12 protein-coding genes are annotated in these 14,640 nt (G+C 71.6%); 7 read left to right on the plus strand and 5 right to left on the minus strand.

What is annotated here, in order from left to right; genetic code table 11:
• Window positions 1–91 precede the first annotated feature (91 nt).
• Window positions 92–973 (plus strand): helix-turn-helix transcriptional regulator, encoded by an 882-nt coding sequence (locus tag MRBLMI1x_RS05280; protein WP_363456855.1) that lies wholly within the window; start codon window positions 92–94, stop codon window positions 971–973.
• 12 nt (window positions 974–985) lie between these two features.
• Here the strand turns inward: MRBLMI1x_RS05280 and MRBLMI1x_RS05285 are convergent, their stop codons facing one another.
• Window positions 986–3,052 carry a PhoX family protein gene (locus tag MRBLMI1x_RS05285; protein ID WP_363456858.1) on the minus strand — a complete coding sequence of 689 codons (2,067 nt, stop codon included), beginning with the start codon at window positions 3,050–3,052 and terminating at the stop codon, window positions 986–988.
• Between the two features lie 108 nt (window positions 3,053–3,160).
• Between MRBLMI1x_RS05285 and MRBLMI1x_RS05290 the strand changes: the two genes are divergently transcribed.
• Window positions 3,161–4,207 carry an LD-carboxypeptidase gene (locus MRBLMI1x_RS05290; RefSeq protein WP_363456861.1) on the plus strand — a complete coding sequence of 349 codons (1,047 nt, stop codon included), beginning with the start codon at window positions 3,161–3,163 and terminating at the stop codon, window positions 4,205–4,207.
• Between the two features lie 10 nt (window positions 4,208–4,217).
• Here the strand turns inward: MRBLMI1x_RS05290 and MRBLMI1x_RS05295 are convergent, their stop codons facing one another.
• The 3 genes from MRBLMI1x_RS05295 to MRBLMI1x_RS05305 form a co-directional block, all read right to left on the minus strand.
• Window positions 4,218–5,285: a sodium:calcium antiporter gene (locus tag MRBLMI1x_RS05295; RefSeq protein WP_363456864.1), complete on the minus strand. Its 1,068-nt coding sequence runs from the start codon at window positions 5,283–5,285 to the stop codon at window positions 4,218–4,220.
• A gap of 64 nt (window positions 5,286–5,349) precedes the next feature.
• Window positions 5,350–5,862, minus strand: a complete 513-nt coding sequence (locus MRBLMI1x_RS05300; RefSeq protein ID WP_363456867.1) for a DUF2087 domain-containing protein — start codon at window positions 5,860–5,862, stop codon at window positions 5,350–5,352.
• A 9-nt stretch (window positions 5,863–5,871) separates the two neighbouring features.
• Window positions 5,872–6,483 (minus strand): GNAT family N-acetyltransferase, encoded by a 612-nt coding sequence (locus tag MRBLMI1x_RS05305; protein ID WP_018185495.1) that lies wholly within the window; start codon window positions 6,481–6,483, stop codon window positions 5,872–5,874.
• A gap of 74 nt (window positions 6,484–6,557) precedes the next feature.
• On the opposite strand from MRBLMI1x_RS05305, the gene MRBLMI1x_RS05310 reads away from it, so the two are divergent.
• From MRBLMI1x_RS05310 to MRBLMI1x_RS05320, 3 genes are all read left to right on the plus strand, one after another.
• On the plus strand, window positions 6,558–7,172 hold the full coding sequence (locus MRBLMI1x_RS05310) for a TetR/AcrR family transcriptional regulator (protein ID WP_363456875.1): 615 nt from the start codon (window positions 6,558–6,560) through the stop codon (window positions 7,170–7,172).
• Window positions 7,173–7,239: 67 nt separating this feature from the next.
• Window positions 7,240–8,949, plus strand: a complete 1,710-nt coding sequence (locus MRBLMI1x_RS05315) for a long-chain-fatty-acid--CoA ligase (RefSeq protein WP_018185493.1) — start codon at window positions 7,240–7,242, stop codon at window positions 8,947–8,949.
• A gap of 76 nt (window positions 8,950–9,025) precedes the next feature.
• Window positions 9,026–9,910, plus strand: coding sequence for an aldo/keto reductase (locus MRBLMI1x_RS05320; RefSeq protein ID WP_363456878.1), 885 nt, complete (start codon window positions 9,026–9,028; stop codon window positions 9,908–9,910).
• A gap of 224 nt (window positions 9,911–10,134) precedes the next feature.
• Here the strand turns inward: MRBLMI1x_RS05320 and MRBLMI1x_RS05325 are convergent, their stop codons facing one another.
• Complete coding sequence (locus tag MRBLMI1x_RS05325; protein WP_414685568.1) at window positions 10,135–11,853, minus strand: RecQ family ATP-dependent DNA helicase; 1,719 nt, start codon at window positions 11,851–11,853, stop codon at window positions 10,135–10,137.
• 66 nt (window positions 11,854–11,919) lie between these two features.
• Here MRBLMI1x_RS05325 and MRBLMI1x_RS05330 point away from each other — a divergent pair, with 66 nt between their 5' ends.
• Together MRBLMI1x_RS05330 and MRBLMI1x_RS05335 are read left to right on the plus strand one after the other, a co-directional pair.
• The gene (locus tag MRBLMI1x_RS05330) at window positions 11,920–12,492 is read left to right on the plus strand and encodes a cysteine hydrolase family protein (protein ID WP_363456884.1); all 573 of its coding nucleotides are present in this window, start codon (window positions 11,920–11,922) and stop codon (window positions 12,490–12,492) included.
• 44 nt (window positions 12,493–12,536) lie between these two features.
• Complete coding sequence (locus tag MRBLMI1x_RS05335) at window positions 12,537–14,621, plus strand: S9 family peptidase (RefSeq protein WP_363456887.1); 2,085 nt, start codon at window positions 12,537–12,539, stop codon at window positions 14,619–14,621.
• Window positions 14,622–14,640 lie beyond the last annotated feature (19 nt).

Here is a 14,640-nt window from a genome sequence, read left to right on the forward strand (position 1 = left end):
GTCGTCGCGCTCGGGCGCGGGCGGGAGTCCCTGCCGGAAGGTGTACCGAGAGGGCATCCCTGATCCGGCTCGGCCGATCTAGCCTGTGGGCATGGACAATCGAGCCGAGGTCCGTGAGTTCCTCATGACGCGTCGGGCACGCGTGACGCCGGATGCGGCGGGGATCCCCGCGGGACCGGGCCGAAGGGTCGAGGGGCTCCGGCGCAGCGAGGTCGCTGCCCTCGCCGGCGTGAGCGTGGAGTACTACGCCAAGCTCGAACGGGGAGCGATCGCGGGCGCGTCCGGTGCGGTGCTGGAGTCCCTGTCCCGCGCCTTGCACCTCTCCGACGCCGAGCACGCGCACCTTCTCGACCTCGCACGCAACGCCGACGGGATTCCCGCCTCGGGGCGCCATCGTCGCCGCGCCTCGAAGGCGGGGCCGATCCGTCCGAGCCTCGAGTGGGCGCTGTCGTCGATCACGGATGCGGTGGCCGTCGTGCGCGACCAGTGTCAGGACCTGATCGCGTTCAACGATCTCGGCCGAGCCTTCTACTCGCCTCTCATCGGTGACGGCGGACGCGTCCCGAACTTCGCACGCTTCCAGTTCCTCGATCCCGTCGCGCGGGACTTCTATCCGGACTGGGATCTGTTCGCGGACATGTGCGTCGCCGTCATCCGCGCGGAGGCCGGCCGCGACCCGCACGACAAGGGCATCCAGGATCTCGTCGGCGAACTGTCGACCCGCAGCGACGAGTTCCGGAAGCTGTGGGCCGCCCACAACGTCCGGGCCCACGGTTCCGGGAAGAAGCGCTTCCGGCATCCCGCGGTCGGCGAACTCACCCTCGTGTACGAGGAGCTCGCCGTCACCGCCGAGCCCGGTCGTGTCCTGTTGATCTACAGCGCCGAGCCCGGCTCACCCTCGGCGGAGCGGTTGGGGCTGCTCGGGTCGTTGGCGGCGGACGATCGCTCCCGCGTCAGCCCGCCGGCGGGCTGACGCTGGCTCCGATCAGCTCCGGTACACCTGCACGACCGACGGTCGAGGCGCGTTGGGGATGTCGCCCCGTCGCGTCGAGCCGTAGTCGGGGAACAGCGAGGTGGGAGCTGCGACGGTGCCGTTCTCGCCGGGATGCTGCACCGCGACGAACACCAGCTGTTCCCGCGCGTGGATCACGGGGCCGCACGTCTCGGCCTCGCGGGGCACGGCGAGGAACTGCTCCACGTGGCCGCGCTCCCGTCCGGTGAGCGGGACCCGGAACAGGCCGTCGTTGAACCCGATCGTGCTCGGGGCGCCGTCGGTCGAGATCCAGAGGTTGCCGTCCTCGTCGAACGCGAGGTTGTCGGGGCAGGAGATCGGCGACACCTTGTCCTTCGGGTAGCCCGCGAAGTAGGTGCTCGGGTCGGACGGGTTGCCGCACTGCAGCAGGATGCTCCAGCCGAACGACGTGCCCGCCTGACCGTGGCGCTCGGTGATCTCGAGCACGTGACCGAAGCGGTTGCCGGTGCGGGGGTTCGCCTCATCCACCATCGACGTCTTGCCGCGGTCGGAGTTGTTCGTCAGGGCCACGTAGATCTTGCCGGTGCGGAGGCTCGGCTGCACGTCCTCGGGGCGGTCCATCTTCGTCGCGCCCATCTTGTCGGCGGCGAGGCGCGTGTAGACGAGGACCTCGTCGATCGTCATGCCGGGCACGACGCTCTTGCCGTGCCGGGTCAGCGCGATCCACTCGCCCGTGCCGTCGAAGGCGCCGTCGGAGGGAAGCTTCCCGGATCCGTCGATCTGGCTCGCGGGGGAGTCGCCGCGGAAGCGCGCGACGTACAGGTCGCCCTCCGAGAGCAGCGACATGTTCTTCTTGCGTGACGAGCTGATGCGGTTCTTCGACACGAACTTGTAGAGGTAGTCGTTGCGCTCGTCGTCGCCCATGTAGGCCACGACGCGGCGGTCCTCCGCGACGATGACGTTCGCGCCCTCGTGCTTGAACCGACCCATCGCGGTGTGCTTCTTGGGCGTCGAGGTGGGGTCGTCCGGGTCGATCTCGACGATGTACCCGAAGCGGTTGGGTTCGTTGACGTAGCCGGGGTCGAACGAGTTGAACCGCGGGTCGTAGGCCTCCCAGCCGGTCGAGGTCGTCCGCGAGGCGCTCGCCTGGTAGCGCTTCTGACCGGCCGTGTCGGCGGCCCACGCGAAGTAGCCGTTGAAGTTCTCCTCGCCCGAGAGGATCGTGCCCCACGGGGTCGTGCCGCCCGAGCAGTTGCCGAGCGTGCCGTGGACCCAGCGGCCCTCGGGGTCGGCGGCGGTCTTCACCAGGTCGGAGCCGGCGGCGGGGCCGGTCAGTTCGAACACGGTCTCGACCGTGATGCGCCGGTTGCGGCGGCCGTCGACGACGTAGCGCCACGGCTTGCCGCGGCGACGACGCGTGATCTCGACCACGGACATGCCCTGGGCCGCCTTGAACACCTCACCGCGACGGCGGAGCTCGGCGGCATCCGTCGACGGCGGGAACATGATGTTCGGGTTGACGTACTCGTGGTTGTTGACGAGGACGCCGGTCTTGCCGGAGCGGTCGGCGAGGATGTCGAGGTAGTCGCTGTTGTAGCCGAACTGGCGCTCCTGCGCTGCGCGGCTCTGCCCGTCGAGCGAGAACGTCGGCGCGTCCGAGAACAGCGGGTCGCCCCAGCGGATGATCGGCGACCACGTGTAGCCCTTCGGGACCGTGAGCGCGTCGACGGTTGCCGGGACCGGAGCGATCGGCTGAAACGGCAGGCTGTGGTGATTCCAGCCCCAGTGGGACTCGACCGCCCCGCCCGTCGTGGCGGCGGATGCGGCCTGGGGGGTGAGGACGCCGAACGCGTCCGTCGCGACCACGACGGCGCCCGCGGCCGCGGCGCCGATGAGCATGCGGCGCGAGAGAGCGAGCTCGGCGATGCTGCGGAACGTCGGGTTGTCCGACCCGTTGCATTCGGGGCCGAGGCACGCGTTCGCGCACTTGAACTGGCAGGTCACGGCGGAGCGCTTTCCGACGGCGTGAGCCGCGAGGGGAAGCGTCGTGCGGGTGGTGGGGGGTTCCACAGTGGTCACAGGGGGGTCCTCTCGTGCAGATCCGTTCCAGGATCCGTCGGCGTTCCTGCGACGGGGTGAATCACCGGTGAACAGCGCGTGACGGTCCTCGGATGCCACGATGAGGGCGTGCCCCGCTCATTCCGAACCCTTTCGAAGCTCCGCCCCGGCGACCGCGTCGCCGTGCTCTCGCCGTCGTTCGCGGCCCCCGGCTTCGCCCCCGCGGTGCACGAGCAGGCGCTCCGCCGCATCCGCGACGAACTCGGGCTCGAGCCGGTCGAGTATCCGACGACGCGGATGCTGGGGGCCGACCCGCGCGCCCGCGCCACCGACGTCGAGGCCGCGCTCGCGGCATCCGACGTCCGTGCCGTCTTCGCGAGCATCGGCGGGGACGACCAGATCACGGTCGTGCCGCATGTCGACCTCGCGGGTGCGCTCGCCGACCCGAAGCCGTTCGTCGGGTACAGCGACAACACGCACCTGCTGAACGCCCTCTGGCAGGCGGGTGTGCCCGGCTTCTACGGTGGGTCGACGCAGGTGCACATCGGCGCGGGGCCGGGGGTCGACGGCATCCATCTGCAGTCGCTGCGCGCCGCGCTGTTCGACGGCGGCGAGCTCGAGCTGACCGAACCGGGCGAATCGGAGGACACCGGTGTGGACTGGCTCGACCCGCGGGCGCTGACCTCGTACGGCGACCGCGTCCCGACCGAGCCGTGGACGTGGTCCGGGCCGGCGCGGGTCGTCGAGGGCCGCACGTGGGGCGGGTGCCTCGACGTGCTCGACGAGATCGGCCTGGCGGGACGGATGCCGGAGCTCGAGGACCTCCGTGGCGGCATCCTCCTGCTGGAGACGAGTGAGGAACTGCCCTCGCCCCGCCTCGTCGCCCGCTGGGTCCGCGCACTGGGCGAGCGCGGCGTGCTCGGCGTCGTCGCGGGCGTCGTCGTCGCGCGGCCGCCGGTCAGCACATTCGGCGACGAACCGGATGCCGAGACCCGGCGCGCGCGCCGCGAGGCGCAGCGCGAGGTGGTCATCCGGCTCGTCGCCCGCTACAACCCCGACGCCGTCGTCTGCGTCGGCGTGCCCTTCGGGCACACGCGTCCGCAGTGGATCGTGCCCTACGGCGGGACGATGCGCCTCGACGGTGTCGAGCGGCGCGTGTTCGCGTCGTACGACTGACCGGACGGACTCAGCCGGAGGCGACCGCGAACAGGCCCGCGACCCCCACCGCGTAGAGCACGAGGACCGTCAGCGAATCGACGCCCATCCCCAGCACCCGCCGCGAAGGACGGAAGATGAGCCCGACCACGTAGACCAGGGTCAGCAGGGCAGCGAGCGCGGTGAGGTAGATGTCCGTCGCGCCCGCGCGCGGCAGGATGGCCTGGCCCGAGATGACGGTCGCGACGAGGAAGAGCACCGGGAGGAACGCGTTGCCCCCGAAGATGTCGCTCATCGCGAGGTTGTCGTCGCCCTGCCGGATCGCCTGCAGGCCCGTGGAGATCTCGGGGAGCGAGGTCGCGAGGGCGAGGAACGTGGCGCCGAACAGGACGCCCGAGAGCCCGATGTCCTCGGCGATGGCGTCGCCGGCGCGCTCGAGGACCACACCGGCGCCGAGCGTCGCCGCGGCGGCGACCAGGAAGATCGTGACGACCAGCCATGTCGGCCGGCTCTTGTGGGGGTGCTGCGGCTTCGAGCGGCGGTGTCCGGGGGTGTGCGGCGACGCGTCGTCGACGGTTCCGCTGCCGCTCCAGGGCAGGTGGCGACCGGCGCGCTGCACGAGCAGCAGGCCCGCGATCCAGAGCGCGGTGATGAGGACGACGTCCGGCGTGAGGCGCAGGGCGACGAGTCCTTCCGGCAGCTGGCTGCCGGCCACGACGGCCGCGAGCACGGCCACCACGACGAGCCCTTCGAGGACCAGCACGAGGGATGCCGCGCGGTAGGTCAACGGCTTCACCCCGCGGCCCCGGCGGCCGAACGCGTCGAGCACGACGAGGACGACGGTCTGCAGTGCGATGCCACCGAGGATGTTGCCGACCGCCACCCCGAGGTTGCCCGCCGCAGCGGCGCTGACCGTGATGGCGATCTCGGGCAGGTTCGTCGCGACGGCGAGGATGATCAGCCCGCCGAAGGCGCTGCCGATGTGCCAGCGCGCGTCGAGCACGTCGGTGGTCTTCGAGAGTTGGATGCCGGCGACCCAGACGACGGCGGCGGCTGCGACGAAGACGACGACGACCAGCCAGAACGGGAGCGAGTTCACCGCACCAGTGCACACCCGGAGGCGGCCGTCCGCATAGCGGTTGACGGCGCCGGCAGAGCGTCTCCTATGAGGACGGGTCGACGACCAGCGCGTACTCGGTACCCGACCGCGTGCGTTCGACGAGGTCGTGGTCGACGAGGTGCCGCCGGAGGGCGGCGACGTCGTCGGTGAGGGCTTCGAGCCGCTCGTTGATCCCGCGCTCGTCCAGGACCTCGCCGGGGGCGAGGATGCGGGCGGCGAGGAGGATCAGCAGTTCGCGGCGTTCGTCCGGATTCGACGGATACCCGATCAAACGTCCGTCAGGTGAGAGGTAGCGCGCGACGCCCGTCGGCCTCGGCGCGGAAGGCGCAGCTGCCAGGGCGCGGGCGAACGCCCCGCCGTCCGCCCGCAGGTCATCCGTGAGCAGCCCGGCGCGCTGCAGCGTCTCGACCACGTGGCGCCGACGCGACGGCGACAGGCCCTCGAGGGCGTCGTCCGCAGTGGCCCCGAGTGTCAGCCGGGCGAACGCCTCGCGAACGCGGTCGTTCGCGAGCGCGGCCACGAGCGGACGCCACTGGTCATCGCCCGATCGGTCCATGCCAGCACGCTATCGCGCGGCGGGCAGCCTCAGCATCGCGACCGGCCGCGCCCCCGGCACGCCCTCGATCGGGCTGAGCTCCTCGAACCCGAGGCGTCGGTAGAGGCGACGGTTGTCGGGAGTGGAGGATTCGAGGTACGCGCTCTGACGTGTGGTGTCGAGCGTGTCGAGCTGCGCCGACAGCAGCGCCCCGCCCACGCCCCTGCCGCGCGCCGCGGCGCTCACCCCGATCTCGGCGAGGTACCAGTGCGGGGCGCGCGGCCGGTGGCGCGCGAGGCGAGAGAGCAGGGAGAGGGCCCGCGGCATCCCGAGCCAGCCGAGCGCCCGCGCGAAGCGGGGGAGCTCCGACGCCTGGCGTGCGAGCGCCCCCCGCTCGGCGTGCGGCCCCTCCCACGCGGCGACGCCGAGGATCGTGCCGTCCGCATCGCGCGCGAGGTCGACCGTGCCCGTCGCGTACGGCCCACTGGCGAGCAGGCCGTGGAACAGATCGGTGAGCCGTTCGTGCCGACGCCGCGTGCCCGGCACGACGGCCGCCATGACGGGGTCCTGCGCGAACGCTTCGGCGAGGATCGCGGCGGCGGGAGCGAGGTCGGTGGCGCGGGCGGGGGTCACGCTGATCATGAGATCTCCTCAATTGGTCCGAGTGGATAAAACTAATATGGATGCCACCACGCGCCGCACGCTCGGAGATCACTGTGAACGACCCGTCACCTCGCCGGACCTATCTCGACGTCGACGATCGCCGACGCCAGCTGCTCGACGCCGCGGTCGAGGTGATGGTGCACGACGGGGTCGCCGCGCTGTCGCTCCGCAGCGTCGCGCAGCGAGCGGGCGTAGCCCACCGCGTCGTGAGCTACGCCTTTGGGTCGAAGGCCGATCTCGTGACCGCCCTGCTCGAGCGGGAGTCCGGGCTGCTGACGCGCCGGCTGTGGGCCGAGCCGCTCGCACCGCTCCCCCTCGGCGATGCCGTCGCTGCGGCGCTCCACACCTTCGTCGCCGAGCTGCGGCGCGAGCGCGTACGTCACGAACGCCTCGCCGAGCTCACCGCGATGGCTCGCTCATCCGAGGCGCTCGCCGGTGCCGCGCGCGCCGAGACCGAGGCTGTCCGCGGGGAGATCGAGCGGCTCGTCGAGGCGTGGATCGCGTCCCGGGGCGGTGTGCTCACCGCGCCGACGGCGACGCTCGTGGCCGTCGTGCATGCGGCGGCCGAGGGACTCGCCGCGTGGTGGCTCGCGACCGGAGACGACGACCACGTCGACGATGTCATCCGGGTGTTCGCCGCGGGGCTCGCCGGATTCGAACGCGCGTAGCGGACGCACAGCAGACGCATCGAAAAACCGCCCTACGCTGGCGGGACACCGAGGAGGACACACGACGATGACTTCGACACCGCCGGCATCCGATCTGCAGGAACGCCCCTGGCTGGCCGCTTACGCGCCCGGCGTCCCCGCAGACATCGACCCCGTCGACGAGACGCTCGTCGACCTGCTCGACCACTCGGTCGCGCGCTACGGGTCGAAGGTCGCGACCGAGTTCTTCGGCGCCGAAACCACCTACGCCGAACTCGGCGAGCAGGTCTCGCGCGCGGCGAACGCCCTGCGCAAGCTCGGCGTCAGCGCCGGCGACCGCGTCGCGCTCGTCCTCCCGAACTGCCCGCAGCACATCGTCGCGTTCTACGCCGCGCTGCGCATCGGCGCGATCGTCGTCGAGCACAACCCGACCTACACGGCCCGTGAGCTGCGGCACCAGTTCGAGGTGCACGAGGCCGTCGTCGCGATCGTCTGGGACAAGATCGCCGACATGGTCGCCGAGTTCCCGAGCGACATCGCGCCCGCCGCGATCGTCGCCGTCGACATGACCGACGCCCTGCCCTGGGCATCGCGCACCGCCCTGCGCCTGCCCGTCCCCGCCCTCCGCGAGCGACGCGAGGCGCTGACCTCGAAGCCGACCGCGCGGGGGATCATCCGGTGGTCGCAGTTCACGAACGCCCGCCGGCTGCCCCGCAAGTACGCGCGGCCCGTCCTCGACGACACCGCGCTCCTGCAGCTCACGAGCGGGACGACCGGGATGCCGAAGGCCGCCGTCCTCTCGCACCGGAACCTCCGCTCGAACGCGGAGCAGGGGCGCGCGTGGGTGCCGGGGCTGACCGAGGGCGAAGAGACGTTCTACGCCGTCCTCCCGATGTTCCACGCCTACGGGCTGACCCTCTGCCTCACCTTCGCGGTGTCGATCGGGGCGCGGATCGTGCTGTTCCCCAAGTTCGACGTCGACCTCGTCGTGGGCGCGTTGAAGAAGTCTCCGCCGACGTTCCTGCCGGGCGTGCCGCCGATCTACGACGCGCTGTCGCGGGCCAGCACCCGCAAGGGCGTCGACCTCTCGACGATCCGCTTCGCGATCTCGGGTGCCATGAGCCTCCCGGTCCCGACCGTGACCCGGTGGGAGGAGGTCACGGGCGGCCTGCTCGTCGAGGGCTACGGCATGACCGAGACTTCGCCGGTCGCCCTCGGCAACCCGATCGGCCCGACGCGCCGCCCGGGCACCGTCGGCGTGCCGTTCCCCAGCACGGACATCCGGGTGGTCGACCCCGACGACCCCAACGTCGACCGTCCCGCCGGTGAGGCGGGCGAGCTCCTCATCCGCGGGCCGCAGGTGTTCCAGGGCTACTGGCGCCGCCCCGAGGAGACCGCCGCGGTCCTCCTCGACGGCGGATGGCTGCGCACCGGCGACATCGTCACCGTCTCGGAGGACGGCTTCGTCACCGTCGTCGACCGCGTCAAGGAGCTCATCATCACGGGCGGGTTCAACGTCAGCCCGAGCGAAGTCGAGCAGGTCCTGACCCTGCACCCCGACGTCGAGTCCGCCGCGGTCGTGGGCGTCCCACGGGCCACCGGCGGCGAGGACGTGGTCGCGGCTGTCGTCATGAAGCCGGGGACGGCGTTCGAGGCATCCGCCCTCAAGGACTTCGCCCGCTCGCACCTCGCCGCCTACAAGGTGCCCCGCAAGGTCGTGCAACTCGACGATCTGCCGCGCTCGCAGATCGGCAAGGTGCTGCGCCGACAGGTGCGGGAGCAGCTGACCGCGGGCTGATCTGTCAAGGGTCGTCGCGCCGGGCGGTGTCGACTGGCAGGGTGGATGCCGCACCCCACCCCGTCGAAGGAGACTCATGTCGCAGCGCACACTCGGACCGTTCACCGTCTCGGCCATCGGACTCGGCGCGATGCCGGTGTCGATGAACGGCAACGGCCTGCCCTCGCACGACGACGCCGTCGCGACGGTGCGCGCGGCGCTCGACGCGGGCGTGACGCTCATCGACACCGCCGACATCTACGCCCCCAGCTGGGACGAGATGGGCCACAACGAGCGGATCGTCGCCGACGCGCTCGCCGGCTGGGACGGCGACCGGTCGTCGATCGTCGTCGCCACGAAGGGCGGCATCACCCGGACGGCCGAGAAGGACTTCGGTCGCGACGGATCTCTGGAGTACCTCCGGAGCGCTGTGCAGAAGTCGCTGAAGAACCTGCAGGTCGAGGTGATCGACCTGTACCAGTACCACCGTCCCGACCGCTGGATGGTCTACGGCGAGGTCATGCAGAACCTCAAGACGCTGCAGGACGAGGGACTCGTCCGCACGGTCGGCATCTCGAACGCCAGCGTCGAGGAGATCCAGATCGCACAGGAGGTCCTCGGTGAGGGGAACCTCACGAGCGTGCAGAACGAGTTCTCGCCGCGGCATCCCGGCAGCTACGGCGAACTCCGGTACTGCGTCGAGAACGGCATCGCCTTCCTGCCGTGGAGCCCGCTCGGCGGCATCGGCGGCGCCGGCTCGATCGGGGAGCGGTTCACGGTGATCGCCGAGATCGGCCAGGCGCACGGCGTGAGCCCGCAGCAGGTCGTGCTCGCCTGGGAGCTGTCGCTCGGCGAGACCGTCATCCCCATCCCCGGGGCGAGCCGCCCGGCATCCATCACCGACTCGTTCCAGGCGCGCACCCTCGAGCTGTCGGCCGACGAGCTCGCCCGCTGCTCGACCGCCGTCGGCATCGAGGTCTGAGGGGCGTTCGCTGTGCCGAGTGCACGTTCAGCGCGCGCTGCACGGCCCGTACGGGCCTGAAGCGGCCTCCTGACCTGCACTCGGCACACCGCGGCTCCGCCGTCGGCATCGAGGTCTGAGGGGCGTTCGGCCCTGGGGCTCGGTCGCCGCGCCCGATGCAGGTTCAGCGTGCGAAACGGCGGCCGTGGCGGCCCCAAACTACCTCTGGACCTGCACTCGGCACGTCAGCCCGCCTTGAGTAGGTGCTCTCGCTCGACGATCTCGAGCGAGAGCACCTTGTAGCCCTCGCTGTCGAAGAACACCCGCATGCGGTCGTCGTCGATCGAGACGACGGTGCCGGCGCCCCACTCGCGGTGCGACACCTTCTCATCGATCTCGAATCCCGCGTCCGAAGCGGATGCCGGTTCCCGCCCAGCGTCGGCTGCTCCTGCCGCGCAGGTGTCGCAGTTGCCGCATGGCTCGTCGAGGTCCTGCCCGAAGTAGCCGAGCAGCACCTGCCGCCGGCAGCGCCGCGTCTCGGCGTACTCCCGCATCGTCTCGATGCGGGAGCGCTCGATCCGCTCGCGCTCGTCGACCCGCTCGAGCGCCGCCTTCACGGCCGCGCGCTCGTCGAGGTTCCGCCGCAGCGCCACCCCGGACTTCGACGCGCGCGCCGATCCGGTGTCGATCAGCAGGGTGAGCAGTCCCGTGACGCGGCGCGGCGAGAGTCCGGACTCTTTCGCGAGAGCGGACTTCAGACGTGCCCGCGTCGACATCGCCCGCATGAGGCGGCGGAGCTCGGCGGCATCCGGATTCTTCGTCGCGAAGTAGCGCCGCAGCGCGAGGTCCTCGGCACGGTAGTGCAGCGTGCCGTGGGCCTCCTCGCCGTCGCGGCCGGCGCGCCCGAGCTCCTGGAAGTAGGCGTCGATCGATTCGGGCACGTCGGCGTGGATGACGAAGCGCACGTTCTCCTTGTCGATCCCCATGCCGAACGCGCTCGTCGCAACGACGACGTCGAGCTCGTCGCAGAGGAACTGCCGGTGCACCTCCGCCCGCTCCTTCGACGGGAGACCGGCGTGGTACGCCCGGGCCCGCTTGCCGCGCTCGGTCAGGTCGTCGGCGTACTGCTCCGCCGAGCGCCGCGTCGATGTGTAGAGGAGCCCCGGGACGGGAAGCGAGGCGACCTCGTCGACCACGGCGGCACGCTTCTCGCGGTCGTCGCCGTGCCGTCGGACGCCGAGGCGGATCGACGGTCGGTCGACGTCGCCGATGTGGATGGAGGGGTCGTCGAGTCCGAGGCGGGCCGCGATCTCCTCGCGGACGGGGGTGGATGCCGTCGCGGTCAGCGCGAGGATCGGTGGCCGCCCGAGGCGCTCGGCGACCTCGCCGAGACCGAGGTAATCGGGACGGAAGTCGTGCCCCCACGAGGCGATGCAGTGCGCCTCGTCGACGGCGAGGAGCGCGATGTCGAGGGTGGCGAGCTCGGCGACGACCTCGTCGCCTGCCAGTTGCTCGGGTGCGAGGAGCACGTAGGTCGCCTCGCCCTCGCGCAGGCGGCGCCACGCCTCGGCGCGGGCCTTCTCGCCCCGCCCGGAGTTGAGGGCCACGGCCTTCGGCGCATCGGGGGCGTGCGCGAGACCGGCGAGCTGGTCCTCCTGCAACGCGATGAGCGGAGACACGACGACGGTGACGCCGGGCCGCAGCGCTGCGGTCACCTGGTAGACGGCGGACTTGCCCGATCCGGTCGCCCAGACGACCAACACGTCGCGCCCGCCGGCAGCCGCTTCGATCGCGTCGAGCTGCGCCGGGCGCAGGTGCGTCAGTCCGAACCGCTCGGCGGCGACGCGCTCGACCTCGGCGCGATCGGGAGCGGACGATGCAGAGGTGGAGCGGCGTGGCATCCCTCCACGGTCGTCGACGCCGCAACGTCCGAGGACACCCTTGACACCGGATGCCTCGAGCACCAAGCCTGGCAGGATCCCGCCGCTCCCTGACCGCCGCACAGGAGAGTCGCGTGCCAGGCTCGACTCGTGCAGATCCCGCCGCGACACCTCACCCTCGACCGCGCTGCGCTCGTCGTCATCGACGTGCAGCGCGGCTTCGACGACTCCGCGCAATGGGGCGAGCGCGACAACCCCGAGTGCGAGGCGAACATCGCCACACTGCTCGAGCGGTGGCGTGAGCGCGGCTGGCCGGTCGTGTTCGTCCGGCACGACTCGACGTCGCCGGTGTCGCCGCTTCGACCCGGCCAGCCGGGCAACGACCTCAAGCCGGAGGTCACCGGCATCCCGGATCTGCTCGTCACGAAGAGCGTGAACTCGTCGTTCCACGGGACGCCCGACCTCGACGCGTGGCTGCGCGCGAACGGGATCGAGCAGATCGTCGTCACGGGCATCTCGACGAACCACTGTTGCGAGACGACGGCCCGCGTGGGTGGCAACCTCGGCTACGACGTGTACTTCGCCCTCGACGCCACCCACTCGTTCGACCGGACGGCGCCCGACGGCACCGTCGTCACCGCAGCGACGCTCGCGGCGATCACGGCGACGAACCTCGACGGGGAGTTCGCCACCGTCTGCTCGAGCGCCGACCTGCTCCGCTGAACCGACCCTGTCGCCGCGACGGGGTCCGCGGTTAGCGTGGAGGGATGCCGCAGAACCCCTTCGCCTCGCTCGAGGACTACATCGCCCTGCCCCGCATCGACGCCGTCGCGCTCTCGCCCGACGGCACCCGCGCCGTCCTCACGGTCGCGACCCTGAACAAGGACAAGACCGGATACGACCGGGCGCTGTGGGAGGTCCCGGCGACCGGTGGCGGCACGCCCCGCCGGCTGACCCGCTCGGCGAAGGGCGAGCAGGGCGCCGCGTTCACCGCGGACGGCGACCTGCTGTTCGTGAGCGCCCGTCCCGATGCGGAGGGCGATGGTGAGGACGAGGCCGCGCAGCTCTGGCTCCTCCCCGCGAACGGCGGCGATGCGCGCGCGATCACGCGCCTGGCCGGGGGAGTGTCGGGCATCGCGGCCGTCGCGGATGCGGCATCCGTCGCTGTCCTCGCCGCCGACCTGCTGCCGTCGGCGGACTCGCTCGAGGCCGACGCGAAGCTGCGGGCCGAGCGGAAGAAGCGCAAGCTCTCCGCGATCCTGCACACGACCTACCCGGTCCGCTACTGGGACCACGACCTCGGACCCGCCGAGCCGCACCTGCTCTCGCTCGACCTCGACGCGCTCGCCGAGACGATCGGATCGCTCGCCGCTTCGGACACGGCGGAGGACGAACCGGATGCCACGACCCCCTACCCCGCGTCGCTTCCGCGCCCGCGTGACCTGACGCCCGCCCCCGGCCGCACGGCGGACACCGCCGGGACGGCGCTCACCCCCGACGGCCGCACGCTCATCGCCGCGATGCGCTTCCCGCAGGGCCGCGCCGAGCGGTTCGCGATCGTCTCGATCGACGTCGCGTCGGGCGCGCACACGACCCTGTTCGAGGAGCGGTCGACGTACTTCGAGTCGCCGGCCGTCAGCCACGACGGCCGGTCGATCGCCTACGGGCGGGCGGCGTTCTCGGACCCGACCGGCCCCGCCGATCAGGAGCTCTGGATCGCCGGCATCGACGGCTCGGAGCCGCGCCGGATCGCGGAGGGCTGGGACCGCTGGCCGACCAGCATCGCGTTCGCGCACGACGACACCGCGCTCATCGTGACCGCCGACCAGGACGGGCGAGGCCCCGTCTTCCGCGTGCCGCTCGACGGCGGCGCTCCCGTGCAGCTCACGACCGACGACCACGCGTACTCGAACGTGTCCGTCGACCGCGCGACGGGCGCGCTCGTGGCGCTCCGCTCGTCGTGGATGGTGCCGCCGCATCCGGTCCGCATCGACCCCGACGGCACCGTGACCGCGCTCGCGACGCCGGCTGCGCTGCCCACGCCCGCCGGAACGATGACCGAGGTCGAGACGACCGCCGAGGACGGCGCCCGGGTGCGCGGCTGGCTGCTCCTGCCCGAGGGCGCGGATGCGGCATCCCCCGCACCTCTCCTGCTCTGGATCCACGGCGGGCCGCTGAACAGCTGGAACGCCTGGAGCTGGCGCTGGAGCCCGCAGCTCGCGCTCGCCCGCGGGTACGCCGTGCTGCTGCCCGACCCGGCGCTGTCGACCGGGTACGGCCTCGAGTTCATCGCCCGGGGCTGGAACAGCTGGGGCGAGAAGCCGTACACCGACCTCATGTCGATCACCGACGAGGTCGTCGCGCGCGCGGACATCGACGAGACGAAGACGGCCGCGATGGGCGGCTCGTTCGGCGGGTACATGGCGAACTGGGTCGCCGGTCACACCGACCGGTTCCGCGCCATCGTGACCCACGCGAGCCTGTGGGCCCTCGACCAGTTCGCCGGGACGACCGACGCTTCGTCGTACTGGCAGGAGATCTTCACGCCCGAGGCGATGGCCCTGAACTCACCGCACCGCTACGTGAAGGACATCTCCACACCGCTGCTCGTGATCCACGGCGACCGCGACTACCGCGTGCCGATCGGCGAGAGCCTGCGCCTCTGGTCGGAGCTCAACGAGCACTTCGGCGAAGACGACGGGTCGACCGTGCACCGGTTCCTGTACTTCCCCGACGAGAACCATTGGGTGCTGAAGCCGCAGCATGCCGTCGTCTGGTACGAGACGGTGTTCGGCTTCCTCGGCGAGCACGTGCACGGCACGTCCGCGCCGAAGGTCGCCGGGCTCGGCTGAGGCGAGCCCGGCTGACCTG

Origin of the sequence: Microbacterium sp. LMI1x-1-1.1 (assembly GCF_040676205.1) — a bacterium.
Taxonomy (GTDB): Bacteria; Actinomycetota; Actinomycetes; order Actinomycetales; family Microbacteriaceae; genus Microbacterium; species Microbacterium aquilitoris.

Bases quoted from the DNA above. Each gene is read 5' to 3' on its own strand.
- MRBLMI1x_RS05280 (WP_363456855.1), top strand. From the start codon at position 92: ATGGACAATCGAGCCGAGGTCCGTGAGTTCCTCATGACGCGTCGGGCA.
- MRBLMI1x_RS05300 (WP_363456867.1), bottom strand. From the start codon at position 5,862: ATGGACCGATCGGGCGATGACCAGTGGCGTCCGCTCGTGGCCGCGCTC.
- MRBLMI1x_RS05305 (WP_018185495.1), bottom strand. From the start codon at position 6,483: ATGATCAGCGTGACCCCCGCCCGCGCCACCGACCTCGCTCCCGCCGCC.
- MRBLMI1x_RS05315 (WP_018185493.1), top strand. From the start codon at position 7,240: ATGACTTCGACACCGCCGGCATCCGATCTGCAGGAACGCCCCTGGCTG.
- MRBLMI1x_RS05320 (WP_363456878.1), top strand. From the start codon at position 9,026: ATGTCGCAGCGCACACTCGGACCGTTCACCGTCTCGGCCATCGGACTC.
- MRBLMI1x_RS05335 (WP_363456887.1), top strand. From the start codon at position 12,537: ATGCCGCAGAACCCCTTCGCCTCGCTCGAGGACTACATCGCCCTGCCC.